Origin of the sequence: Hyphomicrobium sp., from assembly GCF_035572195.1 — a bacterium.
In the GTDB taxonomy this organism is placed as follows: domain Bacteria; phylum Pseudomonadota; class Alphaproteobacteria; order Rhizobiales; family Hyphomicrobiaceae; genus Hyphomicrobium_B.
In genome coordinates this window covers 1-14,736 of the sequence record NZ_DATNBA010000075.1, presented here as the reverse complement: position 1 = coordinate 14,736, position 14,736 = coordinate 1, and the positions used below count along the sequence as shown (strand labels likewise).

Sequence of the window (14,736 nt, the reverse complement as noted above, 5' to 3'; positions counted from 1 at the left end):
AGGTAAGCCGCCAGATCGCCAACTTAACTGGCGTTCTTCATCTGCTCGAAGGATTTCGTCGTCGCCGAGCCAACCGTCTCGAGCGCCTGCTTGGTTACCTTGCTCGACAGTTCGAAAAGCTCTTTCGACTGCGATCCGACAACCGCGAACTGCTGCTGCCAGAAGTTGGCGTGCAGACGAGCGATCTCGGGGAACGTGCGGGCGCGTGCCATCGCCTGGGCTGCCTCAAATGCGGCTTCCGTGTTGGCGAAGGTGTTGGCAACGATTTTTTCGCCGATCGACTTGGCGCCAGCCTGCGTCGTCAGCATCACTTCTTCAGCAACCTTGGCGTTGTCTTTGGCCAGTGCCGCGAACTTGTGGTAGGCGTCGCGCGACTTGGCAATTGCGTCTTCGGCGAAAGCCGAGATGTTCTCCGGAACCTTGGCGTCCTTGCCGGCGGTAAACATCTCCTGGGCTTGACGCGTAAAGTCTTGAACTTGTCGGGTGAAGGGGTCGTTCATGGGGCTCACTCCTGTTTTTTAATATAGCTCGTATGCTTTTGAATTCGGTCTACCGCCCGTCGGCGAAACCATGTCCCGTACTATATGCGAGCTTTTGTGCATTGCAATATGTTTTTGCTTCGCACGCCGAAAAAGTTTGAATTTGGATTCAAATCGCGACCTTATGTCCAAATTTTAGTTAACTTAACCCTCTTTCGAGGTCTTTAACACTCCCTTTATCTCGCAACTGCGAAATGAAGTTGCGGACTCAACTCGTAATCTCAAGTTTCGGAAAAACATCGCGATAACGAAGTGCCTCGGGATCGAACACAACGTCGTGCCGGGTCAGGGGGCGCGCCAGTGCCAGCCCTTCGAGCGTCCGGCAGCGGGAGAGGGCCACATAGGTTTGGCCGTGGGCGAAGGTGCCGCCGCCGAGGTCAACATAGACCTTGTCGAGGGTCAGCCCCTGCGCCTTATGGATGGTCAGGGCCCATGCCAAGCGGAGTGGAAACTGCTTGAACGTGCCGGCGACCGTTTCGACGATTTTCTCGGCCGACTGGTCGAACGCGTAGCGCCGATGTTCCCAAGCGACCGGCTCGACCTCAAACTCGCGGCCACCGATCTCGACAAAGATTTGCTTCTCGGCCAGACGCGAAATGCGCGCGACGGTGCCGTTGACCCACCGCTTGTCGGGGTCATTGCGTAGCATCATCACCTTGGCGCCCGCCTTTAACTCGAGCGAGGGATCGGCTGGCTGGATCTTGGATGTGAAATCTCCAGTGATGCTGGCATCGAACCGGACGGGGTGCCCGGCCAGGGCATCGAGATAGGCCGTGTTGATCCGCTTTGCGGCGGCGTTGGTCGTCGTCAGAATGACGTAGGGCTCGCCTTCGGTCAGCGTCCGAATGGGCCGGACGCGCGTGTTGATGAAGGCGAGGTCGTTATCGCTGACGTTGCCATCCCGAACGGCATTGAGAACGCGGATCAGTGCGTCGTCGGTTTGCCGGAAGATATGCTCGAGTTCGAGAAGCGAGGTGCCTTTGCCTTCTTGCAGTGCCGGTACCAGGAAGAAGAACGGGCTGCCGTGCGTGTCGACAAGATGGGTGAAAACCTCGCGCTCCTGGATGACCGGCGGCAGCTGATGCAGGTCGGCAAAGAGCAGAACGCGGGCTCCGCCGAAGGGCTCTCTCGGCCGCCCCCGGTTGACGCGCAGTGCGTGGTCGATTCCCCACATGAGGTCCGAACGCACCATCGAAGCTTCATCGATGACGATGAACTCGAGCTTGCGCATGACGCGACCGTTGCGGCTACGTTTGATGTCGTCCGGTTGAATGAGGCGCGGCGGAAAACCGAAAAAGGAATGAATGGTTTGGCCGCCGATGTTGATAGCGGCGAGCCCGGTTGGTGCGAGAACCACCATGCGGTCCGCATAGGCATCGCGCAAAGCTCTGAGCAGCGTTGATTTGCCAGTGCCGGCGCGGCCCGTAACGAAGAGATTGCCGCCCGGCTCTTCCATGAACGCCGCTGCGCGCTCGAACGCGGGGGTCGGCGTAACGCCCTTTGGCCAAGTTATCACTGTGCCGCCTGAAGCCTGCGAAAAGTGCACGCGAGGGCCGGCGCGTCAGCGAGCGGTGGATAATGCGAACACCGTTTCGAAGTCCAATTGTGGAGAAGCAGCATTCTTGCCTTGTCCTGCCTGTTCGCCCTGCGGGCAGGGTGGTCGTCGCGAAAGACAAATCAAAGCCGGTCTTAGAAGTCAATTGAACGGACGAAGCCTGCGGAGGGGGCGGTCGGCCTTGGGAAACGCGGTGCACGAAACGCTACTCAAAAAAATGCGGGCGGACTCTGGAGCCCGCCCGCAGCAATATCGTTATCCGCAACGTGCGTTTAGTCAGCGGAGAGGACCAGCAACTTGAAGTCCTTGTCGAACTTCAGGTCGTAGTTGCGGCCATCCTTGCACTTCGCATCATCAAGCTCAAAAACGCCGGTGGCTTCGGTTTCCTTTTCCCACTTACCGCCTTCGCAGCCCCACGCTGCCGCGGCGGCGGTCGCGGATTTGGTTTCCTCGGCGCTGAGCGGTGTGTCGGCAAAAACCGGCGTCGATAGTGCGAACACGGCACATGCCGCAAAGGCGAAACTCTTCATCGGGGGGCCTCCTGTAATGTCGTGATTCGACAAGGCCTAATCTGGGTGTGGAAATTCCTCCCGACAACCAGGGATTTTTTCCCGGGCACGAGATGCCGCGTAATAAGATTACGCTCGCGAAATAGGATGAGAGATCAGGCCGCGCCGCTGGTGCGTTCGGCTTCTCGTTTGCGCTCTTGGCGCTTGCGTTCGTTGGGGTCGAGCCACCGCTTGCGTAATCGTATCGACTTCGGTGTGACCTCGACGAGTTCTTCGTCGGTGATGTAGCTCATCGCCTTCTCGAGCGTTAGTCGCATCGGCGGCGTCAGCAGAACAGCTTCGTCCTTACCGGAAGCGCGGACGTTGGTCAGCTTCTTGCCCTTCACGACGTTGACTTCGAGGTCGTTGTCGCGCGAGTGCTCGCCGACGATCATGCCCTCGTAGACGCGGTCCTGCGGGTTGACCATGAAGGGACCGCGGTCCTGCAAATTGAAGATCGCGTATGCGACAGCCTCGCCCGGACTGTTCGAAATCATAACTCCCGTTCGGCGTCCGGCGATGTCGCCCTTGAAGGGCTTATAGGCATGAAACAGCTTGTTCATCACGCCCGTGCCGCGGGTATCCGACAAAAGCTCCGCCTGATAGCCGAGTAGGCCACGTGTCGGCACGTGCAGCACCATGCGCGTGCGCCCCGTTCCAGACGGCCGCATTTCCAGCAGGTCGCCTTTACGCTCCGACAGTTTCGAGACGACGACGCCAGTGTAGCCATCATCGACATCAACGATCACTTCTTCGATCGGCTCCAGCCGTTGCCCGGTTTCCGGATCGATCTTCAGCACGACTTTTGGGCGCGACACCGTCAACTCGAAGCCTTCGCGGCGCATGTTTTCGATCAGGATGGCGAGCTGCAGTTCGCCGCGGCCCGATACTATGAAGCTATCCTTGTCTTCGTTTTCCTCGACGCGAATTGCGATATTGCGTTCGGCCTCTTTCAGCAGGCGATCGCGGATGACGCGGCTCTGAACTTTGTCGCCTTCCTGGCCCGCAAAAGGTCCGTCATTGATGCGGAAGGTCATCGACAACGTCGGCGGATCGACGGGCTGCGCCGGCAGGGGCGCTTCGACGGACGGATCGCAAAGCGTATCGGCGACGTTCGCCAAGCTCATACCTGCGAGTGCAATGATGTCTCCGGCACCAGCGGACTCAACAGGGGTCCGCTCGAGGCCATGGAAGGCGAGAACTTTCTGCACGCGGAACTGCTCAATCACTTTTCCGTCGCGGCTCAATGCTTTGAGCTGTTGGTTCGGCTTCACCGTTCCGGACGTGACGCGGCCGGTCAGGATGCGCCCGAGGAACGGGTCGGCATCGAGCGTCGTCGCCAGCATGCGGAACGGGCCGTCATCGACGGCCGGCGGCGGTACGTGCTCGAGGATCAAATCAAACATCGGCGCCAGGTTTTCCTGCGGCCCGGATGGGTCGCGCGCCATCCAGCCGTTGCGGCCTGACCCGTAAAGCACCGGAAAGTCGAGCTGTTCGTCGGTGGCATCGAGATTGGCGAAAAGGTCGAAAACCTCGTTGAGGACGTCCTGGTGGCGCTCGTCGGGCCGGTCGATCTTGTTGATTGCGACGATCGGGCGTAGGCCGCGCTTCAGTGCCTTCGAGACGACGAACTTGGTTTGCGGCAGCGGCCCTTCCGAAGCGTCGACCAGCACGACCACGCCGTCGACCATATTGAGGATGCGCTCGACCTCGCCGCCGAAATCGGCATGGCCCGGCGTATCGACAATGTTGATATGCGTGCCCTTCCACTCGACGCTGGTGCATTTGGCGAGAATGGTGATGCCGCGTTCGCGTTCGAGATCGTTGGAATCCATGGCGCGCTCGGCAACCTTCTGGTTTTCGCGGAAGGAGCCGGACTGTTTCAGAAGCTCGTCGACCAGTGTCGTCTTGCCATGGTCGACGTGCGCGATGATCGCGATGTTGCGAAGGGCCATTTCAAACCTGAAAGTTATTAACGCGCCGGCAGGCTGCTGCGACGCAGTATGGTTCGCGACCTAGCATGGTCCTAGGGGGTGCGGCTAGGCGGCTGTCAGAATCGGGGGTGCGGCGTAACCGTCGGAAACGTGGGGCTCGGGCGGCTCGCAAAGGATCTTACGTGCCCTGGGGCTTTTGATCCGGCGGGGTGGCCGGTGCGCCAGCGTTTGCGGCTTCATTATCCCGGAGGCCTGCCAGCATCATATCGATGTCGGGTCTCGTTTGCTGTTGACGAGCGAGTTGGCGCCGCTGGTTATCTTGCATCACGAGAGCGGCGACATCGGCGCCTGGAATTTTGAGGCGGCGTGCACCTGAGATCAGCAGCGGATGGTGCGGCTCTTCGAGATCGAGTTCCTCGAGGAATGTTTCGCGCAGAGCGTTGAAAGCCTGCAAAATCGCGTCGCGCACCAGGGTCTTCTGTTCGCTCGGTACTTCCGTCGAGAGGCGCGGGTCGAGGGTCTGTAGAGCGCGGCGCATGTCGTGCAGCGGCTCAAAAGGGTAGAGGCCGACGAGGCCGCCGGTCTCTCCAGCGTTGCGATAAACAATCCGCATCGTGTCGATCGTCTCGCTGATTTTATAAAGCGCGGCGAGATAGTCGTCGGTGGCAAGATAAGGCTTTTCGCACGTGCCGAGCAGTACAGACTTCGTGCGCACGATATTGCGCCATTCTTCCTTGAGACTTTCGACGAATTTCGACCGCTTCTGGAAGATATTCGACAAATAGGCGACGCCGCCGGTTGCAATCAGCAACGACATGTCGCGCATGAATTCATAGAGCTGGTTGGCGACTGAGATGACGACGGGTGGCAATCCTGGGATGTCATCGGCGAACTTCGCCGCCAGCAAAAGCAGCAGCACGATCGCGAGAAGCCAGTAGAGCCGGGACAAGGTGCGATTGACGGAAACGCGGGTCATTCTCGTTACATCTGCTCGGCGTCGGCGGGCCGCTTTAGGATAGCCCAATTGACGATCGCGATCTGGGCTCCGATCAGCATCAGAACGATGTCGGTGCGCAGGCCGATGAACGCGCTCCACAGTCCGACGATAACGCCGAGCCCGGCAATTATTTTGGCGGCCGAGGCGCGTGATGTGACGGTGGCGATCAGGTCGCGGTAAATGCGCCCGCCATCGAGGGGAAACGCCGGCAGCAGATTGAAAATCAGCATTGCGAGATTGACGAGCGTCAAAGTCAGGGCAGCGCGAAGCAGCCAGACGCGATCGGCGATCCATTGCGAGGGCTCGATCTGACTAAAGTAGCCCCGGGCGCTGATCTCGGGATATCCAAGCAAGCTCCAGAACCCCAAAAACAGCAGCCCATTGGCCAAGGGCCCCGCGAATAGAATAGCGACGTTGGCGGCAGTGCTCCGCGGCGCGTCGAGCATGCGAGCGTAGCCGTAAAAGCCGCCGACCAGAATTTCTCCGACCCGCACGCCAAGCAGCCTGGCGACGGTCGCGTGGCCGATTTCGTGCAGCAAGATCGAGAGAAAAACTCCGGCGATGATGGCGGCGAAAGCCGGGCCGGCGATGGCGAACGGCGCTTGTTGCAAGATGCCGAACAAGAAAAGCGGCACCAATGCGAATGTGATGTCGACCCGCACCGGGATGCCGGCGAGGCGGAAAAGCTCCAGTCTCGGCGTATCGTCGAGAAAATTCATGTCGCTGCGGTGCCCGTGGCCGTATTCGCCTTCGGGCTTATGAGATCAGGAGCCTTTGCGCAATCGCATGGATGTCACTCGGCAGGTGTTCATTTCAGTCGACCGCCACCATCACGTCCGACGACTTGATGACGGCAGACGCCGTCATGCCTTTTTTCAAGGCAAGCTCGTCGACTGCTTCGTTGGTGATCGAGGCGGTTACGATCGTGCCGTTGACGTCGATGCGCACGTGCGCGGTCGTCGTTCCTTTGACGACTTCGACGATCTTGCCTTTCAATACGTTTCGGGCACTGATTTTCATGTTAGCTCCATTCCATTTAGAAACGAGCCTTGAGATTAGCAAGGAATTGACGCCCTGGCTTGGGAACCCCTCTGCAAGAGAATAAATTTCGTCGAGCAAGTTGATGGCACCGACCGTCATCGTCGTGTCGTCGTTAACGGCATATTCGGCCTGGAAATTGACGAGTGCGAAGGCGCCGCGCGAAAATTGCACGTCATGTGGGCCGATCGAACTAGACGATGCTCTTTGCGTAGAGGTCCGTTCGGCGATCGCGGAAAAAGCCCCAGTCAGCCCGATAACTGGCGATCAGATCGAGATCGAATGTGTGCACGAGCACGCCTTCGTTCTTTGCTGCAAAATCTTCGGCAAGTTCGCCGCGATGATCGGCGATGAAGGAATGGCCATAGAATTTCTGCTTCGTACCGTCGTTGTCCTCGAGCCCGATACGGTTTGCGGCGACGATCGGCACCGCGTTTGCGACGGCATGGCCCTGCATGACGCGCTGCCATTGCAAATGCGTATCGAGCCCAGCGTCATAGGGCTCCGATCCGATAGCCGTCGGATAGAACAGTACCTCGGCGCCCTGCAGGACCATCGCGCGTGCACATTCCGGATACCATTGATCCCAACAGATGCCGACGCCGATGCGACCGTGCTTCGTCGTCCAGGTCTTGAACCCGGTGTCGCCCGGCCGGAAGTAGTATTTCTCCTGATAACCGGGGCCATCGGGAATGTGGCTCTTGCGATAAACGCCGAGGATTTCTCCATCCACGTCAGCAATTGCGATGCTGTTATAGAAGCGGGGGCCGTCCTTCTCGAAGAACGAGATCGGGATGACCACGCCGAGCTTCGCCGCCAGCTTTTTGAGTGCGAGCACGCACGGATGCTCGTTCACCGCATACGCGGTTTCGAACCATTTCGGATCCTGTCGCGTGCAAAAGTAAATGCCCTGGAAGAGCTCCGAGGGTAGAACGACTTGCGCGCCACGTTTGGCGGCTTCGCGAACAAAATCTTCCGTTTTGGCGATGTTGGCCGCAAGGTCGTCGCCGTAAGACGTTTGGATGCTTGCGACCGTCATCGTGCGCTTCGACATTAGGCCGGCTCCTGCTGAGTGATGCAGTGGAACGAGCCACCGCCGGCGCTGCCGCTGCCGAGCAAACCGCGAGACGATATGCCAACCACTTTGCGGGTCGGGAATACAGTCTGCAAGGCTTCGAGTGCGGTATCCTGCGTCGCGGTTTCATAAACCGGCACGACGACGACACCGTCCGCGATGATGAAGTTCATATGCGACGCGGGCGCGACGTCGCCGAGGGCGTTGCGATAGAGGCCAACGCCGGGGATGCGAACGACGTCGAGCTTGCGGCCGGCCGCATCCGTTGCCGCTTCGAGTGCGCGCGCAATGGCGTCCAGCGTTTCCGTGTTTGGATCTTCGGGCCCCGCCGGTGCCTGACATACGACGCGGCCCGGCGCGACGAAACGGGCGATGTTGTCGATGTGGCCGTCGGTGTGGTCGTTTTTCAGGCCTTCATCGATCCAGATGACTTTCCTGGCACCAAACGCCTCGTCTAGCGCCTGCTCAGCGGCGGCTTTCGTCCAGCCGTTGCGATTGGGATTCAACAGCGTCTGCCGCGTCGTCAGGATCGTGCCCTCGCCATCGTGATCGACGGCGCCGCCTTCGAGTACGAAATCGAAGCGGCGGACTGGCGTTGCGGCAAGGCGCGCGATGTCATCGCCGACTGTCGCGTCATCGGGCAAATCGTACTTGCCGCCCCAGCTGTTGGTTGTGAAGCGCAGCGCCAGGGCACGCGCGTTGCGGCGCGCAAAAATGGGGCCGGTATCGCGGAGCCAGATGTCGCCGTACTTTGCCGGAATGACTTCTGCGGTGTTGCCGACCGTAGCGCGCGCCGAGGCTTCGGCTTCGTCGCCGTTTGCAAGCAGGCGCACGCGATTGGCCGCCGCGTTCAGCGCAGTGATAAGCGCCGCGACGTCGCGGCGCGGCGTTTCGAGATCCTCGTTCCACTCTGCCGCGTCTGCCGGCCAAGCCGTCCAGATTGCTTTTTGCGGCGCCCATTCGGCGGGAACGATAATGTCAGGATCGGCAATGACGGTTTTCATCGCGCGTATATAGGGCGTTCGCCGGAGTTTGCGAATAAACGATTGCGAAAGAGCGACCGCGATTAACCTTTGTCTCGCTGCCCGAGCGTCCGCAGTCGCAGCGCATTGAGCTTGATGAAGCCCTGCGCGTCCTTCTGATCGTAGGCGCCCTTGTCGTCCTCGAAGGTGACGAGCGTCGGGGAATAGAGAGACTTCGAGCTTTCGCGTCCCGTGACGATGACGTTGCCCTTGTAAAGCTCGAGCGTCACTTCGCCTTCGACGTGCTCCTGCGATTTGTCGATCAGCGCCTGCAGCATCTGGCGCTCGGGCGCGAACCAGAAGCCATTATAGATCAGCTCGGCGTAGCGCGGCATGATCTCGTCTTTCAGGTGTCCGGCGCCACGATCGAGGGTGATGCTTTCCATCGCCCGATGGGCGACGAGCAGAATGGTGCCGCCGGGCGTTTCGTAGACGCCGCGCGACTTCATGCCGACGAAGCGGTTCTCGACGAGATCGATGCGGCCTATGCCGTTGTCGCGTCCGAGATCGTTCAGGGCTTTCAGCAGCGTTGCCGGCGAGAGTTTTTTGCCGTCGATCGAGATTGCGTCACCCTTGGCGAAACCGATCTTGATCGTCGTGACCTTGTCGGGCGCGGCCATCGGCGAGATGGTGCGCTGATAAACAATTTCCGGCGCTTTGCTGGCCGGGTCCTCGAGCACCTTGCCTTCAGAGGAAGAATGCAAAAGGTTGGCGTCGACGGAAAAGGGCGACTCGCCTTCCTTGTCCTTGGCGACCGGTATTTGGTTCTTGCGCGCGAAGGCCAGTAGTTCTTCGCGGCCCTTGAACGTCCACTCGCGCCAAGGCGCGATGATCTTGATGCCGGGTTCTAGGGCATAGTAACCAAGCTCGAAGCGCACCTGGTCGTTGCCCTTGCCTGTCGCGCCATGACACACGGCGTCGGCTCCGACCTTTCTCGCGATCTCGATCTGCTTTTTCGCAATCAGCGGCCGCGCGATCGAAGTGCCTAGCAGATAAACGCCTTCATAAACCGTGTTGGCGCGGAACATCGGAAACACGTAGTCGCGCACGAATTCTTCGCGCAGATCTTCGACGAAGATGTTCTCTTGCTTGATACCGAGCATCACGGCCTTCTTGCGGGCCGGTTCAAGTTCTTCGCCCTGACCGAGGTCGGCGGTGAACGTCACGACCTCGGCGCCGTAAGTCTCCTGCAACCATTTCAGAATGATCGATGTATCGAGGCCGCCCGAATAGGCGAGGACGACTTTCTTCACGGACTTAGGCGCGGCGCTCATGGCAGGTCTGACTTTCGAGATTGTTGGTTCACGACGGAAACGCGCGGCACTATAGGGTTGGCGGCGCGCCCCGCAAGAGCAGCCGCGATGGCAACGCCAGATGTCGCAAGGCGCACTGCGTAGGCTTTCAGCAAGGACTAAAGCATCGACATGAAACCGACGGTCGTCTTCTGGTACGAATTCGCCTCAACCTACTCGTATCTGACTGTGATGCGGATCGACGATGAGGCCTCGCGCGCCGGAGTCGAGATCGAATGGCGGCCCTTTCTACTCGGTCCTATTTTCATGTCGCAGGGATGGACCACTTCGCCGTTCAACGTCTACCCCGCGAAAGGCCGCTACATGGTGCGCGACATCGTGCGCATCGCCGCTGAACGCGGACTTCCTTTCACGATGCCCGAGACGTTTCCCATCAACGGCCTCAAGGCCGCACGGCTGGCAATTGCTGCCGACAGAGTCGGGGCGCAGGGCGCCTTCAGTCGCGCGGTATTCAATGCTCAATTCACGAGGGGCTTAGACGCCTCAGACGACGGCGTGCTGACAACATGCTTAACGTCATGTGGGCTCGACGCCGACGCGATGTGGGCACGGAGCAATGAAGATGACGTGAAAGCTGCGCTGCGCCGGAATACCGAGCAGGCCCAGGCCAACGGCCTCTTCGGTGCGCCGAGTTTCACAACCGAAGACGGCGAACTTTTCTGGGGCGACGATCGGCTGGACCAAGCGCTCCGCTGGGCAATCATGGAAAAGAATTCGGCTGTTGCCTCCAAGGCTTGATGGGCGAGGTCTCGATCGGAGACCGGGGCAGCGAACAAAATTCTCAAATGAACCAACGCAATATTGGGGTTCATGAACATAAAAAAGGCATATCGAGGCCGTTTGCCGTGTTTCCACTCGACCGAAAATGATACTGAGTCGGGAAATATCTGACTGGGGGAGAATGCCAGTGACCAGACCTGCTCGGTTCAACGGCTTACTTGCTTGGCTGTGTTTGGCGAGCGGGGCGCTGGCTTTGCCACTCTCCGCAGAAGAAATCACGGTCACCGTCCCGCCTGATCCCGCTCCTCAAGCCGCAACAGCCAATCCGGCACCAGCAGCGCCGTTGCCGTCGTTCTCGGCGGGCGGCCTTCAAACATCGGCCGCCGATAGTGATGCCGCCGATCAGGGATCGGCGGCAACGCCGCCGGCTGCTGCTCCGGAGCCTGCAACGACCGTCGAACCCAAGGTCAAAAAGAAATCTCCGGCGACGGCCCAAGCAGAGCCAACGCCAGCTGCTGAAGCGCCTGCGGACAAACCACCGACCGACACGGCACCTGCACCGGCCAAACCCGCGGCAACTCCGGCCGCCAAACCTAAAGTTAAGCAGGCTGCCAAGCCCTCGCCCTGCAAAGGTCTCGAGGAGGCGGCCTGTGGCAGCAACAAAGCTTGCAAGTGGACTGCGCCGGCCGCCACGCCAGACGCGTCAGGCAAGGTCGCGACGCCTCATTGCAGTTCTGTTGCGTCGGTGAAGAAAAAGCACCCGGCAAAGGCTGCGGCGCCGGAAGTGCTGCCCTGGGCGCCGAAGACGACGGCAGCTCCGCCGCCCGCGGACGGTTCCGCAGGCGCTCCGGCAGCGTCGACGAACGCGGCGCCAAAGAAAGTTAAAACCGCGGCCGCAAAAAAGAAGACGACGAAGCCGAAGGCCGAGGTTGCGCCGCCTGTTCCGGCGAGTTCGGACGGTGCTGAGGCCCCGCCTTCGCCGTCAGCGGCGCCTGAACCGGATCCGCAATAATCAAATCACGTGACGTTCAGAGCGGGTAGGCCTGCCACGGCGGCATTGCGGGAGGGCGCGCGTTGGTTTTCGCAGGACTTCCGAAGACCAGCTGCCATTGCGTATAGGCCGCGTCGGCCGCGTCCATCGCTGACGTGCTTGCCCGCGCGGTGGGAGCCGCCACCGAATAAGGAACGCCATAAGACAGCATCATTGCCATCATCGGCGCTTGGTAAATGCTCCACGGTGTTGCGCTCCAGACCGACTGGGTCGCCGAATTCGGCCAAGCCGACAAGCCCGCTCCGCATGCCGCCATTGTGCCGTGCTGCGCCAAGTCTTGCCAGGCACTCGCTGCGGCAAACCAAACCTGCATCGGATCGAACGCGGCGCTCGGAGAGGCGGCGATTGGCATATGTCCGAAGGGCGTGAAATTCCCGAAGGGTGAAAGATTGGTAGCCGCGGCTCGGAACGCTTCAAACGGATCGTTAGACCGACCGGCTGACGTCGCGGTTCCGGGAGTCCAATCACCGAACCACATCGGCCAGAATGCCGGTGCGGTTGCCGTCTGCCGTCCCTCAGGAGTCATTTCGTCATGAAGACGGCTTTGCCATGCAACAGCGGCGGCCACCGAAGCCTGGCTCATTTCGAAAAATACTTCGGTCGCTTTCCGAAGAAAGCGGAAATGGAGATCAAAATCGAACAAGGAGGTCATCCCTCAAAGTCTGAGTATATCAGTCTTGCTGCATCGCAGCAACAACGCTGGTCTCCGAGTTTGCGAGCCGGGCAGAAGTCCGACAGCCGCATTCGCTGAATTAGCGCAACACTCAGCCTGCGGGCTGGAACAGCGGCGCCGACCAAAGTGGTTGCGTCTGCTATGATTCCCCCGAATCATTTCTTGGGGTGCGAAATGGGGGACTGCCCGCTCGTCATCATCCGATGGCTGGATAGCCGCCAGCCGTGCGGTAAATGGCGCTATTTATCGGCGTTGCCGGATGCGAAACCCGTCGAAGTCGCCACCGTCGGCTGGCTTGTCAGGGATACGCCCGACGTCAAAGTCGTCTGCCAAAACATTGGCGATCTCGAAGACCCGGAAAAAGCACAAGCGAGCGGGATAATGGCAATTCCCGCTCGCTGCGTTCTGTCAATCGAACGACTGACCGAAGAGGAAAGTCTTACCTCTTCTGCTGGCCCTGGCTTTGCTGGTGTTGTTGGGATTGCTGATGATCAGGAGATTGAGACAGAACTGACGCTGCAAGCTCTTTGATTTCCTCTGCAGAAACCGATTGGGGGTTCTGCAACGCCTTGGATGCGATGGCGCTCACTCTGGCAGACGTTTTCTCATTCTGAGGCATGGCAACACTCGCTTTCTCAAAATTGAGTACAAACATGCAGTGCATGGCCAACTAGATGCATCGCGAATGGAAAGTCCCGTCCCCGATCACGTTATCCACAGTTTAGTTCGTATGCGTTCTTAGGTTGCGGGGCGTCGGAATTACGCTTCTTCATCGCTGGTTTTGGCGGCATCGAAGGCATTTTGCCGGGCGGAGGACGCGCCCGGATTTCTGACGATAACGGCTTCATCACCGTCCTCGGGACCCTCGATTTCATCGGTCGGCAGCGGCTCGGCCTCTTGTCGCCGTGGACGCTTCAACCAGCTCAGAATCGAGCCGTCGCGCTTCCTCGGTTCATCCTCAAATTGTTGCGGGTTGTCGATGACAACATCGGCTTCGTTATCGTCTTCCGGTTGTGGAATGGGCGGCGGCGCGACTTCGGTCGACGTGGTGTCGTCCGTCACCTCGGGTGCTCGTCCGGCGAACTGACCGGATGCCAGCCAGTAAACGAAGCCGCCGAAGAAGCCGGCGGTTAAGAACGCCTTCAACGCATAATTATTCAGGATGGTCGGTTGGCCTGCGACCTCGCTCGAAAACTGCGCGATGAAGCCAAGCAGCCCGATACCCACTCCTGCGATCAGATAGAAGGGCAGCGAGCGCATCGAAAGCCATTCGCCTAGCCCGGCTGCGATCAATACGAAGGCCGCCGAGAAAATGCCGTAGTGCGTAGCGGTGAGCAACGCCAGATCGAGCGTCTGGCTAGCCGTTTGCGGCAACCGGCTCGCCGGCTGCGCCAGAACGTCGACGGGTGTATCGACGAACATGACCGTGACGAGCCCGGCAGCGATACTCGCCAACGCGAAGCCGAAGGCCACTCGCGCCAATGTGGTGATCAGTCTTAGCACGACGATCCCCCGCCCCAGACATCAGGTACGGGCGTAGTCTATAGAGACCGACTTTCGCCGTTCAAATGATTATTGCGGATTGGGCGGGGCGCGTCCGGTCAGGCGCCGTCGCCGGTGGCGCGGCGCTCGCTGGCGGTGAGCCTCAAGCTTTCGGACCGGAGCTGCCCACAGGCTGCGAGAATATCGCGTCCGCGCGGCGTCCTCACCGGGCTCGCGTAGCCGGCGCGGTTCACGACTTCTGCGAAGCGTTCGATCGTCTCCCAGTCCGAGCACTCGTAGCGCGTGTTCGGCCACGGATTGAATGGGATCAGGTTGATTTTCGCTGGAATGCCCGAGAGCAATTTCACAAGCGCGCGGGCTTCGGCAAGGCTGTCGTTGACGCCTTTCAGCATCACGTATTCGAAGGTGATGCGGCGTGCATTCGAAAGGCCGGGATAATTCCGGCACGCGTCCATTAGCTCAGCGATTGGATACTTGCGGTTGATCGGCACGAGTTCATCGCGCAGCGCGTCGTTGGTCGCGTGCAGCGAGATTGCGAGCATCGTGTCGGCTTCTTCGCCCCAACGCGGAATTTCCGGAACGACGCCCGAGGTCGAAAGCGTGATGCGCCGCTTTGAAAGAGCCAAGCCATCGCCGTCGGCAGCGACGCCCATCGCGGCTTTGACATTGTCGAAATTGTAGAGCGGCTCGCCCATGCCCATCATCACCACATTGGTGACTTTTCTATTGGCCGCGCCGCCGGACGGAAAACCGGCATCCACTTTTCCT

General features: G+C 59.7%; 16 protein-coding genes. 3 read left to right on the top strand and 13 right to left on the bottom strand.

Features of this window, described 5'->3' with window-relative positions:
- Positions 1–23 precede the first annotated feature (23 nt).
- The 10 genes from VN623_RS06835 to VN623_RS06790 form a co-directional block, all read right to left on the bottom strand.
- Positions 24–500, bottom strand: a complete 477-nt coding sequence (locus VN623_RS06835) for a phasin family protein (protein WP_325569437.1) — start codon at positions 498–500, stop codon at positions 24–26.
- 247 nt (positions 501–747) lie between these two features.
- The gene (locus VN623_RS06830; protein WP_325569436.1) at positions 748–2,055 is read right to left on the bottom strand and encodes an ATP-dependent DNA helicase; all 1,308 of its coding nucleotides are present in this window, start codon (positions 2,053–2,055) and stop codon (positions 748–750) included.
- A 311-nt stretch (positions 2,056–2,366) separates the two neighbouring features.
- Positions 2,367–2,624 carry a hypothetical protein gene (locus tag VN623_RS06825; protein ID WP_325569434.1) on the bottom strand — a complete coding sequence of 86 codons (258 nt, stop codon included), beginning with the start codon at positions 2,622–2,624 and terminating at the stop codon, positions 2,367–2,369.
- A 134-nt stretch (positions 2,625–2,758) separates the two neighbouring features.
- Positions 2,759–4,597 (bottom strand): translational GTPase TypA, encoded by a 1,839-nt coding sequence (gene typA, locus VN623_RS06820; RefSeq protein ID WP_325569432.1) that lies wholly within the window; start codon positions 4,595–4,597, stop codon positions 2,759–2,761.
- A gap of 157 nt (positions 4,598–4,754) precedes the next feature.
- The gene (locus tag VN623_RS06815) at positions 4,755–5,552 is read right to left on the bottom strand and encodes a hypothetical protein (protein ID WP_325569430.1); all 798 of its coding nucleotides are present in this window, start codon (positions 5,550–5,552) and stop codon (positions 4,755–4,757) included.
- A 5-nt stretch (positions 5,553–5,557) separates the two neighbouring features.
- A complete protein-coding gene (locus VN623_RS06810) occupies positions 5,558–6,292 on the bottom strand; it encodes a M50 family metallopeptidase (RefSeq protein WP_325569428.1) in 735 nt (244 codons plus the stop codon).
- A 94-nt stretch (positions 6,293–6,386) separates the two neighbouring features.
- On the bottom strand, positions 6,387–6,593 hold the full coding sequence (locus VN623_RS06805) for a TOBE domain-containing protein (protein ID WP_325569463.1): 207 nt from the start codon (positions 6,591–6,593) through the stop codon (positions 6,387–6,389).
- 211 nt (positions 6,594–6,804) lie between these two features.
- Positions 6,805–7,665 carry an N-carbamoylputrescine amidase gene (aguB, locus tag VN623_RS06800; protein ID WP_325569426.1) on the bottom strand — a complete coding sequence of 287 codons (861 nt, stop codon included), beginning with the start codon at positions 7,663–7,665 and terminating at the stop codon, positions 6,805–6,807.
- On the bottom strand, positions 7,665–8,690 hold the full coding sequence (locus VN623_RS06795; protein WP_325569424.1) for an agmatine deiminase family protein: 1,026 nt from the start codon (positions 8,688–8,690) through the stop codon (positions 7,665–7,667). Before VN623_RS06795 ends, aguB begins: the two co-directional genes overlap by 1 nt.
- A 62-nt stretch (positions 8,691–8,752) precedes the next feature.
- On the bottom strand, positions 8,753–9,982 hold the full coding sequence (locus VN623_RS06790; protein ID WP_325569422.1) for an argininosuccinate synthase: 1,230 nt from the start codon (positions 9,980–9,982) through the stop codon (positions 8,753–8,755).
- Between the two features lie 150 nt (positions 9,983–10,132).
- Here VN623_RS06790 and VN623_RS06785 point away from each other — a divergent pair, with 150 nt between their 5' ends.
- Both VN623_RS06785 and VN623_RS06780 read left to right on the top strand, forming a co-directional pair.
- Complete coding sequence (locus tag VN623_RS06785; protein WP_325569420.1) at positions 10,133–10,759, top strand: 2-hydroxychromene-2-carboxylate isomerase; 627 nt, start codon at positions 10,133–10,135, stop codon at positions 10,757–10,759.
- A gap of 169 nt (positions 10,760–10,928) precedes the next feature.
- The gene (locus VN623_RS06780) at positions 10,929–11,753 is read left to right on the top strand and encodes a hypothetical protein (RefSeq protein WP_325569418.1); all 825 of its coding nucleotides are present in this window, start codon (positions 10,929–10,931) and stop codon (positions 11,751–11,753) included.
- Positions 11,754–11,769: 16 nt separating this feature from the next.
- Here VN623_RS06780 and VN623_RS06775 read toward each other — a convergent pair whose 3' ends face one another.
- Positions 11,770–12,375, bottom strand: a complete 606-nt coding sequence (locus tag VN623_RS06775; protein WP_325569416.1) for a hypothetical protein — start codon at positions 12,373–12,375, stop codon at positions 11,770–11,772.
- A gap of 264 nt (positions 12,376–12,639) precedes the next feature.
- Here VN623_RS06775 and VN623_RS06770 point away from each other — a divergent pair, with 264 nt between their 5' ends.
- Complete coding sequence (locus VN623_RS06770) at positions 12,640–12,996, top strand: hypothetical protein (RefSeq protein ID WP_325569414.1); 357 nt, start codon at positions 12,640–12,642, stop codon at positions 12,994–12,996.
- Between the two features lie 228 nt (positions 12,997–13,224).
- Here VN623_RS06770 and VN623_RS06765 read toward each other — a convergent pair whose 3' ends face one another.
- Positions 13,225–13,968, bottom strand: coding sequence for a hypothetical protein (locus tag VN623_RS06765; RefSeq protein ID WP_325569412.1), 744 nt, complete (start codon positions 13,966–13,968; stop codon positions 13,225–13,227).
- Positions 13,969–14,066: 98 nt separating this feature from the next.
- A partial coding sequence (gene rlmN / locus VN623_RS06760; protein WP_325569410.1) for a 23S rRNA (adenine(2503)-C(2))-methyltransferase RlmN occupies positions 14,067–14,736 on the bottom strand: 670 nt, incomplete at its 5' end.